The organism is Kitasatospora sp. NPDC004531 (genome assembly GCF_053602195.1).
In genome coordinates, this window is record NZ_JBSGDD010000065.1 from 32,408 (window position 1) to 45,049 (window position 12,642).

Genomic DNA, 12,642 nt, shown 5'->3' on the forward strand with positions numbered 1-12,642 from the left:
GCCCCGGGCTCGTAGAGTCTGAAGGTCGCCGCCCGCCGAACCCGGAGGTCTCCTTGCTCGCCGAACCGTCCGCCGCGCCGTCCTCGCCGCCCGCCACGGGCGAGCGGACCGGCGGCCGGGAGGCGTTCTTCGACAACGCCAAGCTGCTGGCCCTGGTCCTGGTGGTGTGCGGGCACTTCTGGGAGCCGCTCGCCCGGCAGCCCGGCAACCGGGCGGTGCACGCCGCGTACCTGCTGGTGTACGCCTTCCACATGCCGGTGTTCGTGTTCGTCTCCGGCTGGTTCTCCCGCTCCTTCACCGCCCGGCCGCAGCAACTGAACCGGCTGATCGGCGGCGTCCTGGTGCCCTACCTGCTGTGGACGACGCTGCTCGGCGGGTACACGTCCTGGCTGGACGGCCGCCCGTTCGCACCGGACCTGCTCACGCCCGCCTGGGTGACGTGGTTCCTGCTGTCGCTGTTCCTGTGGCGGCTGAGCGCCCCGCTGTGGCGGCAGGTGCGCGCACCCGTCACCGTGGCCGTCGCGATCTCGCTGCTCGCCGGGGCGCTCCCGCTGACCCCGCAGCTGTCGATCGGCCGGACCCTGCAGTTCCTGCCGTTCTTCGTCGCCGGCCTCACCCTCGACCGCGACCGGGTGCTCGCCCTGCGCGGCCGCCGCGCCCTGCGGGTGCCAGCCGCCGTGCTGTTCGCGCTCGCCGCCGTCGCCGCGTACTGGGCGGCGCCGCGCCTGGACGCCGCCTGGCTGTACCGCAGCGCGAGCGCCGCCGGCCTGCACTCCGGCTACCTGCGCTGGGCGGCCCTCTCGCTGGCCGTCAACGCCGCCGGGGCGCTGCTCGGCGCGGCCTTCCTCGCCCTCACGCCGACCCGCCGCGGCTGGTTCACCGCCCTCGGCGCGGCCGGCATGTCCGCCTTCCTGGTGCACCCGTTCCTGCAGCTCGCCATGGTCCACAGCGGCGCCTACGCCGGAGGGTTCCTCGCCTCCCCCGCCGGCCGGCTCGCCCTCACCGCCGGCGCCGCCGCACTCGCCCTGCTGCTCTCCACTCCCCCGGTCACCCGCCCGCTGCGCCCGCTGCTGGCCCCGCGCCTGGGTCTGCTGCTGCGCCGGTAGCCGCGTTCGTCCGGGCGGTTCGCGGAACCGCGCCGTCGGCGTACGGCCGGTCGCTAAGCTGCCGGGGCGGCGGTGGAGCGATCACGGAGGAACGGCTTGCAGGGCGAGTGGATCAGGGTGCCGGTCGGCGACGACTCCGCCCGGTGGACCACCCGGGGCGAGTGCCGGCGGGTCCTGCTGGTGGTGCACAACGTCACCGCGGCGACCCGGCTGCTCGACGTGGTCGGCCTGTTCCGCGACGACCTGCGGGTGCAGCTGCTGGCCACCTGCCCGGGCAGCTCGCCGTTCCGCGCCGGCCTGTCCGAACTCCTCACCGCGCTGGGCATCCCGGTCGTCCCCTGGGAGCAGGCGCTGTCGCTCGCGCCCGAGTTGGCGATATCGGCCAGCTTCGGCGGCCAACTCCACGAATTGAATGGACAGTTGGCCGTCCTCTCGCACGGCGTTGGCTACAATAAGAAGCTCGCCACACCGGACACCGGACACCGGACACCGGACACCGGACACCGGACACCGGACGGCCGAGGTGCCGACGTTCGGCATGTCCCGGGAATGGCTGCTGCACGAGGGCGTGCCGGTCGCCGATGCGCTGGTGCTGTCCCACCCCGACCAGTTCGTCCGACTCGCGGCGGCCTGCCCGGAGGCGGCGCACACGGCGGTGCTCGGCGGTGACCCGTGCTTCGACCGGATCCTCGCGGCCCGCCCCCGCCGGGAGGCGTTCCGCCGGGCGTTCGGAGTGCGTACGGGCCGGCGGCTGCTGGTACTGAACTCGACCTGGAACCCGTCCTCGCTGTTCGGCGACGGCGGCCCGGAGGACGTCCTGCCGCTGCTGCTGTCCCGGCTGCCCGAGCTGCCACTGGACGAGTACCGCGTCGCCGTGGTGCTGCACCCCAACGTCTGGCACGGCCACGGCCCGGGGCAGGTCCGCCTGTGGCTGGACGGCGCGCGCCGGGCCGGGCTGACGCTGGTCGATCCGGTCGCGGACTGGCGGCAGGCGCTGATCGCCGCCGACGCCGTGATCGGCGACTTCGGCTCGGTGAGCTACTACGCGGCGGCGCTCGGCACCCCGGTGCTGCTGGCGGCGGCAGGGGCGTCGGTGCTGGACGAGGGGTCGCAGGTCGCCGCGTTCGTCCGGGACGCCCCGAAGCTGGATCCGCACGCGGCGCTCGGCCCGCAGCTGGCCCGGCTGCTCGAACGGGGCCGGGTGCCGGTCGGCCCGGCCGAGTCGACCACCTCCTGCCCGGGCGGGTCGGCGGCCCTGCTCCGCGCCCTGTTCTACCGCTGCCTGGACCTGCCCGAGCCGCCCGCGCCCGCCCTGCTCGACCTGCTGGCGCTGCCCGACCACCAGCCGTCCGAGGTGACGGCCCCCGTCCGCGCGCTGACCCGCGTCCTGCCGGACGGCGCGGTGGAGGTGCGCCGGTTCGCGGGCGCCCGCCACGAGCCGGACGGCCCCGGCGCAGGCCTACTGGTCGTCCACGAGGACACCCTCGACCCGAGCGTGCTGCCCCTCGCGGACGTGATCGTCCGGCACGGCGCCCCGACCGACCCCCGGCTCGGCCCGCCGCTCGCCTGGGCGAAGCGGACGCTGGCCCGGCACGGCGGCTGCACGCTGGCCGTCCAGGCGACCGGCCCGACCACCTGCACCGTCCGCCACCGCTCGGGCGCCGAACTGGAGTTGAGCACCGACTTCGACGGCCTCGACCCGCTCGCCGCCGCCTGCGCGCTCCTCGCCGCCGGCCCCGCCCCGGGGGTGCTGACGGTCCGCACCGGCGGGGCGGTTCACCGGGTGACGGTCACTCGCCCTCGTTGACGCACAGCGAGCGCAGCACCGCGATCGGCATCAGGTGGAACACCGCGCCGCCACGCTCCAGCAGCGCCCCGGCCTCGTCCAGCAGCGGCAGCGCCTGCGGCCCGCGGCCCTGGTCGAGGAGGGTCTGCGCCAGGTCGGTCAGCGCCCGGGCGGCGTTGTAGTCCTCGCCGGTGCCCCGGAAGAACGCCACCGCCTGCTCGATCGACGCCCGGGCCTCCTCGAACCGTCCCGCCCCGCGCAGCGCCCGGCCGCGGTGCCGGGCGAGCAGCGCGCGGGCCCGCGGCAGGTCGGCCCGCCCGCTGTCCCCGGCCCCGATCCCGTCCAGCAGCCCGGCGGCCTCCTCGAAACAGGCGAGCGCCTCGGTGTACCGCCACTGCCGCAGCCGCAGCAGCCCGAGAGTCTCCACGGCAGTGGCCTGCCCGCGCAGGTGCCCGACCTCCCGCTCGGCCTCGGCGGCCAGTTCGAGCTGCTGCTCGGCCTCGCCGTACTCCTGCAACTCGGTGAGCGCCAGCGCGAGTTGGACGTGCATTCGGGCCGCCGTCCGGCCGTCCGCAGCGGCCCGCGCCCCGGCCCGCAGGGCGGGCAGCAGCTCGTCGTGCCGACCCGCCTTCAACTGGACCGCCCACAGCGCCTCGACCAGCTGGCAGACCAGCTCGGGCGCGGCGAACTCCTCGGCGGCGGCCACCGCCTCCACCAGGTTGGGCAGTTCGGCGCCGAGCGCCGCCAGCGCCTCGGCCTCCCCGGGGTAGCCGTCCGGCCCGAGCTCCGCGTACAGCGGCCCGAGGTGCCAACGCTGCGGCAGCGCCGCGTGGTCGGCACGGACGGCGAGCCGCAGGTAGTGCTCGACGGTGCGCCGCACGGCCCCGGCGCAGGCCGCCAGCCCGTCCTCCCGGACGGCGAGCTCCTCGGCGTGCCGACGGACGGCCGGCCGGTAGCGGTGACGGCCGTCGAGGGCGGTCTCCAGCAGTCCGGCGTCGGCGAGTTCCGCCAGCGCCTCGGCGGCCGCCGACTCGGTCAGTCCGCTGGCGGCCGCGGCGGCGGCCGGTCCGATCGCCGGCCACCGGCGCAGCGCGCAACTCCGGTACACCAGCGCGGAATCGGGGGCGACCCGGGCGTACCGGTCGGCGGTGGCGGCCTGCACCGGGTCGGCCGGGAACGCCCCGCCGAGCGCCCTGGGCACGGCGTCGCCGAGCACCGGCGCGGCGGCCCGCAGCGCGAACGGCGAGCCGGCGCAGCGCTCCAGCACCCCGGGCAGGGCGGCCTTGGCGGCGCCGACGGCGTGCTTCCCGGCCAGGTCGGTGAGCAGCCGGCGGGCGTCCTTGTCGGCCAGCGGCCCGACGGGGACGTTCAGCATGTCCAGCCCGGCCAGCGGCCGGCGCGCGGTGACGACGGTGACCACGCCGGGCGCGGCGGTCAGCAGCGGCCGCACCTGGGCGGCCGTGTGAGCGTGGTCCAGGACCACCAACATCCTTTTGCCGCCCACCAGTTGGGCGAAGCGCTCGGCGCGGTCCTGGACGGTGGCGGGCATCCGGTCGGCGGGCACGCCGAGCTTCTGCAGGAAGCGGCGCAGCACGATCGCCGGGTCGGCGGCGCCCTGCGGTCCGGCGGCGCGCAGGTCGGCGTACAGCTGCCCGTCGGGGAAGCGGTGGGCCTCCCGGCCGCCCCAGTGGATCGCGACGGCGCTGGTGCCGATGCCGTCCGGGCCGTGCAGCAGCACCTGCCGGGGCCGCCCGTCGGCCTTCCGCCCGGCCTCCTTGTCGAGCGCGGTCAGCGGGCCCTTGCGGTCGGTGAAGTACCGGGTCGAGGCGGGCAGCAGCCGCGGCGCCTCCTGCGCGGCCTTCTCGTCCCCGTCGGCCAGGCCGTTCAGCCAGGCGGCCAGCGCCCGGGCCTGCGCCGGATCCCGGCGGGCGCCCTCGACCAGCAGCCGGGCCAGCTCCTCCCGCTCCTCGTCCCCCGAGGGCAGCGCGAGCTGGCGGCCGGTGACCCGCTGAGCAAGGTTGCCGATCGACTCCCACGCCCACTTCCCGGCCTCCCCGGCCATCGCCGACCCGACCGCGCTCAGCACCCCCGCGACCGCCGTGACCGACAGCGGATCGATCATGCCCACCCCTCAAAACCGTGCGCGCCGCACCCCACCTGACGCGCCAACGGTAGCCTGCACACCCCCCTCCGTCAGCCCACCCACGCCACCCCACCCACCCCGGGAACGCCCGCCCGAGACAGACAGATCACGTACATCTCCCGCCCCAGGCCGACGCCGCGCCCGCCGCCCGATTCGCCCCGACAACGCAAGAAGTCCCGCCCGGTAACCCGGGCGGGACTTCTGTTGGTGGAGCTGAGGGGATTCGAACCCCTGACCCCCTCGATGCGAACGAGGTGCGCTACCGGACTGCGCCACAGCCCCAACAAGAAAGAACTCTATCACCCCTGGAGAGGTACTCATGACCATGGTCGCCGGACCCCGTGACACCACGTTCGACCCCCGCCCCAGCTGCCCCGCCCAGACCGAGCGAGCGCGGGGAAGCCGCCGGAAGACCGCGCCTGCGGCGGGCGAACCCTCGCAACGGCGACAGCCCGTGGCCGGCCACCGGACGACCAGCCCGCACCGAGGCCGCCGCGTGCCGCGAGCCATCGCAAGCGGCCGTCCAACCCCCCGCCATCGCGAGAGTCCCCGGCACCTGGCCGCTGCGAGCCCACACGGAAACGAAAGCCCGCCGGCGGGCCAGCCACCGCCTGCACCCTCATCTCGCCTGCGGCCCGACCCCCACTGCCTCGGAAAGTGCCCCACCACCGACCCGCGCGCACCGTCCGTCCCGGCCGCACCTCAGCAGGCGGGTGCACGGGTGGGTGGGTGGGCGCAGGGGCCCTACTCGTTCGCGGCCCGCGGCGGCCGGTACTCCTGCGCCGCCTGCGCCCCCGTCTCGCCGTACTGGTCGAAGAGCGGCGTGGCGGGCCGCCCGGAGTCCCAGGTGCCGGGGCCGGAGAGGTCGAGGCCCCGGGGCACCCGGGGGGCGACGGGGGCGGTGACGTAGGTGGGGAGCGGAACGGGCACCGGCTCCCAGGAGTCGGGCCCGGCCGCCGCGCGTTCGCGGACGCCGTCGACCCACTCCTCGTGCTCGGTCGCGTCGGCGAGGGCGCTGGCCCGGGTGGCGGGCTCGGTGGCCACGTCGGTGGGCTGGGGCGCGGTCGCGGGTTCGGCGGCGCGGGCGCGCTCGCGTTCGCGCAGGCGCTCGGCGGCCTGCGCGGCCCGGGCCCGGTCGAACTTGACCTCGTAGCGCTGCCGTTCGAGCCGCCGCAGGTGCCCGATGTAGAGGGTGAGCAGGATGCCGGGCACGGCCGGCACCCAGAGGAACGCGAAACCGGCGACGGCCGCGACGACCGCGCCGAGCGCGAAGGCGAGGAACAGCAGGGTGACCATCCGCCGCCGCCGGGCCAGCAGGCGGGCCCGCCGCTCGGCGGAGCGCCGCTCGTCCTGCTCCCCCCGCTCGCGCCCGCGATTCCCGCCCGCCTCGACAGCCGGCGCGGTCTCCGCCACCGAAGCCGGCGAAGCAGCCGGGACGGCCGGAACGACCGGACCAGCCGGCACGGCCGGAGCCGACGCAGGCTCCGGTTCCGCGGGATCGACGACGGCCCCGTCCGGTTCCCCGGCGGGGTCTTGCTGGTCGGCGGTCTGTTCGCCGAGGGCTCGGGCCGCGCGCCGTTCCATGGCCGATCGTCCGGCCAGCAGGCGGATCGCGGTACTGAAGCGTTCCGTCGGACGCGACTCGTTGAGCTCGTCCTGCCTGCGGAGCCACATCGGCACCAGATAGGCGGCCCAGGCCCCTACGATGACCGCGTAGATAAGGCCGCTGCTGCTCACGTTTCACACGGTACGGGCGCGGGGTAAGGCGCTGCAGCAATTTGGGACGGCGTGTCGTCCGATCAAGCTGATTCTCAGACTATTTTGCCGGTATTTGTGACGGCTCGCCCCGGCCCGGCAGGCCCACCGATGCCATATCGATATCTATTTTTCGAACACTTATTCAATTTCCCTGTGCCGGCCCGCTCCTGAGCGAGCGCCAGCGCCGCAGCAGCCCGTCGGCGGCCTCGTCGGCGGTGAGCGCGTAGACCAGGTGGTCGCGCCAGTCGCCGTCGATGTGCAGATAGCGGGGGCGCATTCCCTCGGAGCGGAAGCCGAGTTTCTCCACCACCCGGCGGCTGGGCCGGTTCTCGGGGCGGATGCAGACCTCGACCCGGTGCAGTCCGAGGTCGCGGAAGCAGTGGTCGACGGCGAGCGCGACGGCGGTGGGCATGATGCCCCGGCCGGCCACGGCCTCGTCCACCCAGTAGCCGACGTTGGCGGAGCACATCGAGCCCCAGGTGATCCCGCCGACGGTCAACTGGCCGACCAGGCGGCCCTGGTGGAGGACGACGAAGGGCAGCATCCGGCCGGCGGCGGCCTCCGCGCGCAGGTAGCGGACCATCTGCCGGAAGGTGGGGCGGGGCAGCGGGGCGCGGCCGGGCGGGACGGGCGGGACGGTGGCCTCCCAGCGGCGCAGCCAGTCGCGGTTGCGGCGGCTGACCTCCTGCCATTCGGCCTGGTCGCGGCGGCGGATGGGCCGCAGCACGATGTCTCCCTCGGCCAGCTCGACCGGCCAGCCCGCGTTCAGTGCGCACCGCCCGCGGGTCGCGGGTGGTCGCCGCCGGCGAGTTGGTCGACGGCGTGCGGCAGCAGCGGGGCGAGGACGGCGAGGCCGTCGCGGACGCCGCCGGTGGAGCCGGGCAGGTTGACGATCAGGGTGCGTCCGGCGCAGCCCGCCAGGCCCCGGGAGAGCGCCGAGGTGGGGACCTTCTCGCGGCCGTACGCGCGGATCGCCTCGGGGATGCCGGGGATCGGGCGGTCGATCACCCGGGCGGTCATCTCGGGGGTGAGGTCCTGCGGGGAGATGCCGGTGCCGCCGGTGGTGAGCACCACGTCGTACCCGGCGGCGACGGCTTCGCGCAGCACGGCCTCGACGGGGTCGCCGTCGGGGACGACCGTCGGGCCGTCGACCGTGAAGCCCAGCTCGCGCAGGCCGGCGACCAGCAGCGGCCCGCCCCGGTCCTGGTAGACGCCGGCGGCGGCCCGGTTGGAGACGGTGACGGCGAGCGCCTTCACTGCTCGCCCTCCCGCACCCAGTCGCCGCTCTTGCCGCCGGTCTTGCTGAGCACCCGGACGTCCTCGATGGCGGCGGCCTTGTCGACGGCCTTGACCATGTCGATGACGGTGAGCGCGGCGGTGGCGACGGCGGTGAGCGCCTCCATCTCGACGCCGGTGCGGTCGGCGGTGCGGACGGTGGCGGTGATCTCGACGGCGGTGTCGGTGACCGCGAGGTCGACGGTGGTGCCGGTGAGCGCGATGGGGTGGCAGAGCGGGATCAGGTCGGGCGTCCGCTTGGCGCCCATGATGCCGGCGATCCGGGCCACGGCGAGCGCGTCGCCCTTGGGGACGCCCTCGCCGCGCAGCAGTTCGACCACCCGGGGGGCGACCCGGACGCGTCCGGCCGCCACCGCGACCCGGGTGGTGGCGGCCTTCTCGGAGACGTCGACCATCCGGGCGGCGCCGGTGTGGTCGACGTGCGTGAGGCGGTCGCCGGGGGGTGTGTCGGTCACGAATGGGCTCCAGTAACACGGTGCGAATCTCGCGCTACGGTACCGCCCCGTACGGGTCAGTCCGTGAGAAGGACCACATCGACGGTGCTGCCGGCCGGCAGGGCGGTGGTCTCCTCGGGCACCGTGATCAGGCAGTCCGCCTGCGCCAGCGCCCCGACCAGGTGCGATCCTTCGCCCCCGACCGGACTGACGGTGCCGTCCGCCGGGCGGTAGCGGCCGCGCAGGTACTGGCGGCGTCCGGCCGGGGAGCGCAGCGAGGCGGTGGTGGCGGCGCGCACCACGGGGCGGTGCACGTCGGCGGCGCCGAGCATGGTGCGGATGACGGGGCGGACGAACAACTCGAAGGAGATGTAGGCGCTCACGGGGTTTCCGGGGAGCGCGAGCAGCGGAATGCCCCGGTCGCCGCCGATCCGGCCGTAGCCCTGCGGCTTGCCGGGCTGCATCCGCAGCCGCCGGAAGTCCACTCCGGCGTAGTCGGCGAACACCTCCTTGACCACGTCGTACGCGCCAACCGAGACCCCGCCGCTGGTGACGATCAGGTCGGCCCGACCGAGCTGATCCTCCAGTACCGCGCGGAGAGTTGACGCGTCGTCGGGTACGCCGCCGACCCGGTAGGCGACCGCGCCGGCGGCGATCGCGGCGGCAGTCAGGGTGAAGGAGTTGGAGTCGTGGATCAGGCCGGGGCCGGTCTCCTCGCCGGGCTGGACGAGTTCGCTGCCGGTCGACAGCACCACCACCCGGGGGCGGGGGCGGACCCGGACGGTGGCGCGGCCGATCGCGGCCAGCAGGCCGAGCTGGGTGGGGCCGAGGACGGCGCCGGCCTCCAGCACGGTGTCTCCGGCGGTGACGTCGCTGCCCCGGCGGCGGATGAACGCGCCCTCGGCGACCGGGCGCAGCACCCGCACCTCCGCGCCGCCGTCGCCGCCCTCGCCGGTGCCCATGGCGTCGGCGGCCTGCCCGGTGCCGGCACCGCCGTCGGTCCACTCGACCGGGGCGACGGCCTCGGCGCCGGGCGGGACGGGGGCGCCGGTCATGATCCGGGCGGCCTGTCCGGGGCCGACCTTCGGCAGTTCGCCGGTGCCGGCCGCGATGTCGCCGACCACGGCGAGCACCGACGGGTACTGCTCGGTGGCGCGCACGGTGTCGGCGGTGCGCACCGCGTAGCCGTCCATCGAGCTGTTGTCGAACGGCGGCAGGTCGGCGCCGGCCCGCACGTCCTCGGCGAGCCGGCAGCCCTGGGCGTCCAGCAGTTTGAGCTCGATGGGCGGCAGCGGGGCCGCGGCGAACAGCACGTCGGCGAGGTGCTCGTCGACGCTCCACAGGCGCGGCGAGGCCGGGGAGCCGGCGCCCTCGTCGCAGGGGTCGTGCTTCCCGGTCATCGCCTCACACTCGCCTTCGTGGTGGGTCAGCCCTGCATCTCGTCGGCCACGAACTGCCGCAGCCAGGTGCGGAATTCGGGGCCGAGGTCGTCGCGCTCGGCGGCCAGCCGGACGATCGCCCGCAGGTAGTCGGCGCGGTCGCCGGTGTCGTAGCGGCGGCCCTTGAACAGCACACCGTAGACCGGGCCGCCGGCGCTCTCGTCGCGGGTGGCGAGTTCGCGCAGGGCGTCGGTCAGCTGGATCTCGCCGCCGCGGCCGGGCGGGGTCTCGCGCAGCACGTCGAACACGGCCGGGTCGAGCACGTAGCGGCCGATGACGGCGTAGTTGGACGGGGCGTCCGCGGTGTCGGGCTTCTCGACCAGGTCGGTCACCTGGAAGACGTCCTCGCCGAAGCCGTTGGGCTTGACGGCGGCGCAGCCGTAGAGGTGGATCTGCGCGGGGTCGACCTCCATCAGCGCGACCACGGAGCCGCCGAGTTCCTGCTGCACCTCGATCATGCGGGCCAGCAGCGGGTCCCGGGGGTCGATCAGGTCGTCGCCCAGCAGGACGGCGAACGGCTGGCCGGCGACGTGCTGTTCGGCGACCGAGACGGCGTGGCCGAGGCCCTTCGGGTCGCCCTGGCGGACGTAGTGCATGTTCGCCAGCTGCACGGACTCCTGGACGCGGCGCAGGCGGTCGTGGTCTCCCTTGCGGGTGAGCAGCTCCTCCAGCTCGTAGGCGCGGTCGAAGTGGTCTTCCAGAGCACGCTTGTTGCGACCGGTGACCATCAGTATGTCGGACAGGCCGGCGGAGGCGGCCTCCTCCACGACGTACTGGATGGCCGGCTTGTCGACGACCGGGAGCATCTCCTTCGGCGTGGCCTTGGTGGCGGGGAGGAACCTGGTGCCGAGGCCGGCAGCGGGGACGACTGCCTTGGTGACCGGCGTGCGGGCGTGCTTGTTCGTCATGCGTCGACCTTACTAAGGCAGGGATTCCACCCTGCTGAGAGGCGGGTGAATCGGTTCTCAGGGCCTGTCACCGGTCGTGAGGGGGCCGACGGTGGTCGCACGCGGGGTGAGGGGCTCCCCGGCGGGGCCGAGAGACACCTTACCGGGCACGGATGACGCGTCCGAGCCGCTCGACCCGGGCGGGACGGGCGGCGCGGGGCGCCAGCAGTCGCCGCCGGCAGCCCTGGCCTCGGCGAGGGCGCGGTCGGCGGCCCGCAGCAGGACCGCGGCGTGGGCGCCGTCCCGGGGCAGCACGGCCAGGCCGATCGCGGCGGTCAGCCCGCTGCGGGCCTCCGGGTCGGCGGGCTCGCCCGGGTGACGGTCCGTCAGGCGGTGGCGGCGCACCGACCAGCACAGCCGCTCGGCGACCTGCGCGGCGCCCTCCGGGGCGGTGTCGGGCAGCAGCACCAGGAACTCCTCGCCGCCGTATCGTCCCAGCGTGTCGCTGCTGCGGATCTCCACGGCCAGCCGCTGGGCGAGGTCGCGCAGCATGCCGTTGGCGCGGGAGCGGCCGTGCTCGGCGACCAGTGCCTCGAAGCCGACCAGCTCCACCATCAGCACCGACAGCGGGCGCGGCTCGGCGGCGGCCGCCTCGGCCCGGCGGGCCCGTTCGATCTCCTGGTCGAGGGTGAGCTGCAGGTGCCGGTAGTTCCACACCCCGGTGAGCGGGTCGCAGGACGCGGTGCGGCGCAACTCGTCCCGTTCCGCCACCAGTTCCGCGATCTTCGCCAGAAGTTCCGCCTCCCGGCCGCCGCACCCGCCCCCGGCCCGGCGGCGGCGCAGCACCGTGACGCCGGCGGCGACCGGGGCGGCCGCGCCGAGCACGGCCAGGGCCTGGAGCAGGAGCGGGGTGGACATGCGGCGGCCTCGACGTGTCAGGCTCGTGTCACTGCGAACGACAGAGCTGAAGGGATACGGGTGGTGTCTGCGGATCAGCTGTCCAACGACAAGGCGGCGCTGAGGTCACGGCTGCTCGCCGAACGAAGGGCCCTCACCGCCGAACAGCGGGCCTCGGCGGCGGCGGGGATCGCGGCGCACGCGACGGAGCTGGTGCCCGCGGGCGGCACCGTCGCCGCGTACGTCTCGGTCGGCGCGGAGCCCGGCACCCGGCCGCTGCTTGCCGCGCTGGCCGCCGCCGGGGCCCGCGTCCTGCTGCCCGTCCTGCTGCCCGACAACGACCTGGACTGGGCCCCCTACGAGAGCGAGGCCCGGCTCGCACCCGCCGGACGGGGTCTGCTCGAACCCCTCGCCGAGCGCCTCGGCCCCGACGCCGTCCGCACCGCCGACGTCGTCCTGCTGCCCGGCCTCGCCGTCGACACCCGCGGCATCCGCCTCGGCCGCGGCGGGGGCTCCTACGACCGCGTCCTCGCCCGCCTCGCCCGCGCCGGGGCCCGCCCCCTGCTCGCCACCCTCCTCTACCCGCACGAGCTCCTGCCCGCCGTCCCCGCCGAGCCGCACGACCTCCCGGTCCACGCGGTGATCACCCCGGCCGGGATCACCCGCTTCGCGGCCTGACCCGGGGAAGGACCGAGGACCGACGGGGCGCGAGGGAAGAGGAACGGAGAGACAGCGCGGCCCGGAACGGAATCGACACGCAGCAGCAGGCCGGGGGCCGGGACCGCCGAGCCGGGCCCCCGGCGGGCACGCCCCGCGCGCCAGGGCTTCGCCCGACCGCGCCCGACACGGAATCGGCGCGCAGCAGGCCGGGGACAGGGACCACCGAGCCAGGCCCC

Annotated in this window: 11 protein-coding genes and 1 tRNA gene; 3 read left to right on the plus strand and 9 right to left on the minus strand. The window is 75.5% G+C overall.

Features of this window, described 5'->3' with window-relative positions; all coding sequences use genetic code 11:
- Nucleotides 1-53 precede the first annotated feature (53 nt).
- The gene (locus ACWEMJ_RS23790) at nt 54-1,106 is read left to right on the plus strand and encodes an acyltransferase family protein (protein ID WP_452139128.1); all 1,053 of its coding nucleotides are present in this window, start codon (nt 54-56) and stop codon (nt 1,104-1,106) included.
- Nucleotides 1,107-1,644: 538 nt separating this feature from the next.
- On the plus strand, nt 1,645-2,913 hold the full coding sequence (locus tag ACWEMJ_RS23795) for a hypothetical protein (protein WP_452139129.1): 1,269 nt from the start codon (nt 1,645-1,647) through the stop codon (nt 2,911-2,913).
- Here ACWEMJ_RS23795 and ACWEMJ_RS23800 read toward each other — a convergent pair.
- The 9 genes from ACWEMJ_RS23800 to ACWEMJ_RS23840 form a co-directional block, all read right to left on the minus strand.
- Nucleotides 2,897-5,014, minus strand: a complete 2,118-nt coding sequence (locus ACWEMJ_RS23800; protein WP_452139130.1) for a tetratricopeptide repeat protein — start codon at nt 5,012-5,014, stop codon at nt 2,897-2,899. The genes ACWEMJ_RS23795 and ACWEMJ_RS23800 overlap by 17 nt on opposite strands.
- Nucleotides 5,015-5,240: 226 nt before the next feature.
- Nucleotides 5,241-5,317 (minus strand) — tRNA-Ala (locus ACWEMJ_RS23805).
- Between the two features lie 462 nt (nt 5,318-5,779).
- Nucleotides 5,780-6,772: a divisome protein SepX/GlpR gene (gene sepX / locus ACWEMJ_RS23810; protein ID WP_452139131.1), complete on the minus strand. Its 993-nt coding sequence runs from the start codon at nt 6,770-6,772 to the stop codon at nt 5,780-5,782.
- A 163-nt stretch (nt 6,773-6,935) separates the two neighbouring features.
- Complete coding sequence (locus ACWEMJ_RS23815; RefSeq protein ID WP_452139138.1) at nt 6,936-7,562, minus strand: GNAT family N-acetyltransferase; 627 nt, start codon at nt 7,560-7,562, stop codon at nt 6,936-6,938.
- Entirely contained in the window at nt 7,559-8,050 is a 492-nt protein-coding gene (locus ACWEMJ_RS23820; RefSeq protein WP_452139132.1) for a MogA/MoaB family molybdenum cofactor biosynthesis protein, read from the minus strand. The genes ACWEMJ_RS23815 and ACWEMJ_RS23820 overlap by 4 nt, the downstream gene beginning before the upstream one ends.
- A complete protein-coding gene (gene moaC / locus ACWEMJ_RS23825) occupies nt 8,047-8,484 on the minus strand; it encodes a cyclic pyranopterin monophosphate synthase MoaC (protein ID WP_452139139.1) in 438 nt (145 codons plus the stop codon). The genes ACWEMJ_RS23820 and moaC overlap by 4 nt, the downstream gene beginning before the upstream one ends.
- A gap of 116 nt (nt 8,485-8,600) precedes the next feature.
- Entirely contained in the window at nt 8,601-9,923 is a 1,323-nt protein-coding gene (glp, locus tag ACWEMJ_RS23830) for a molybdotransferase-like divisome protein Glp (protein ID WP_452139133.1), read from the minus strand.
- Between the two features lie 26 nt (nt 9,924-9,949).
- Nucleotides 9,950-10,870: a UTP--glucose-1-phosphate uridylyltransferase GalU gene (galU, locus tag ACWEMJ_RS23835; protein WP_452139134.1), complete on the minus strand. Its 921-nt coding sequence runs from the start codon at nt 10,868-10,870 to the stop codon at nt 9,950-9,952.
- A 57-nt stretch (nt 10,871-10,927) separates the two neighbouring features.
- Nucleotides 10,928-11,767, minus strand: coding sequence for a GGDEF domain-containing protein (locus ACWEMJ_RS23840; RefSeq protein WP_452139135.1), 840 nt, complete (start codon nt 11,765-11,767; stop codon nt 10,928-10,930).
- Nucleotides 11,768-11,830: 63 nt separating this feature from the next.
- Between ACWEMJ_RS23840 and ACWEMJ_RS23845 the strand changes: the two genes are divergently transcribed.
- The gene (locus ACWEMJ_RS23845; protein ID WP_452139136.1) at nt 11,831-12,424 is read left to right on the plus strand and encodes a 5-formyltetrahydrofolate cyclo-ligase; all 594 of its coding nucleotides are present in this window, start codon (nt 11,831-11,833) and stop codon (nt 12,422-12,424) included.
- Nucleotides 12,425-12,642: the final 218 nt, after the last annotated feature.

Excerpts from the sequence above, each read along its gene's own strand:
- ACWEMJ_RS23795 (WP_452139129.1), top strand. The coding sequence starts at position 1,645 with ATGTCCCGGGAATGGCTGCTGCACGAGGGCGTGCCGGTCGCCGATGCG.
- ACWEMJ_RS23800 (WP_452139130.1), bottom strand. The coding sequence starts at position 5,014 with ATGATCGATCCGCTGTCGGTCACGGCGGTCGCGGGGGTGCTGAGCGCG.
- moaC (WP_452139139.1), bottom strand. The coding sequence starts at position 8,484 with ATGGTCGACGTCTCCGAGAAGGCCGCCACCACCCGGGTCGCGGTGGCG.
- glp (WP_452139133.1), bottom strand. The coding sequence starts at position 9,923 with ATGACCGGGAAGCACGACCCCTGCGACGAGGGCGCCGGCTCCCCGGCC.
- galU (WP_452139134.1), bottom strand. The coding sequence starts at position 10,870 with ATGACGAACAAGCACGCCCGCACGCCGGTCACCAAGGCAGTCGTCCCC.
- ACWEMJ_RS23840 (WP_452139135.1), bottom strand. The coding sequence starts at position 11,767 with ATGTCCACCCCGCTCCTGCTCCAGGCCCTGGCCGTGCTCGGCGCGGCC.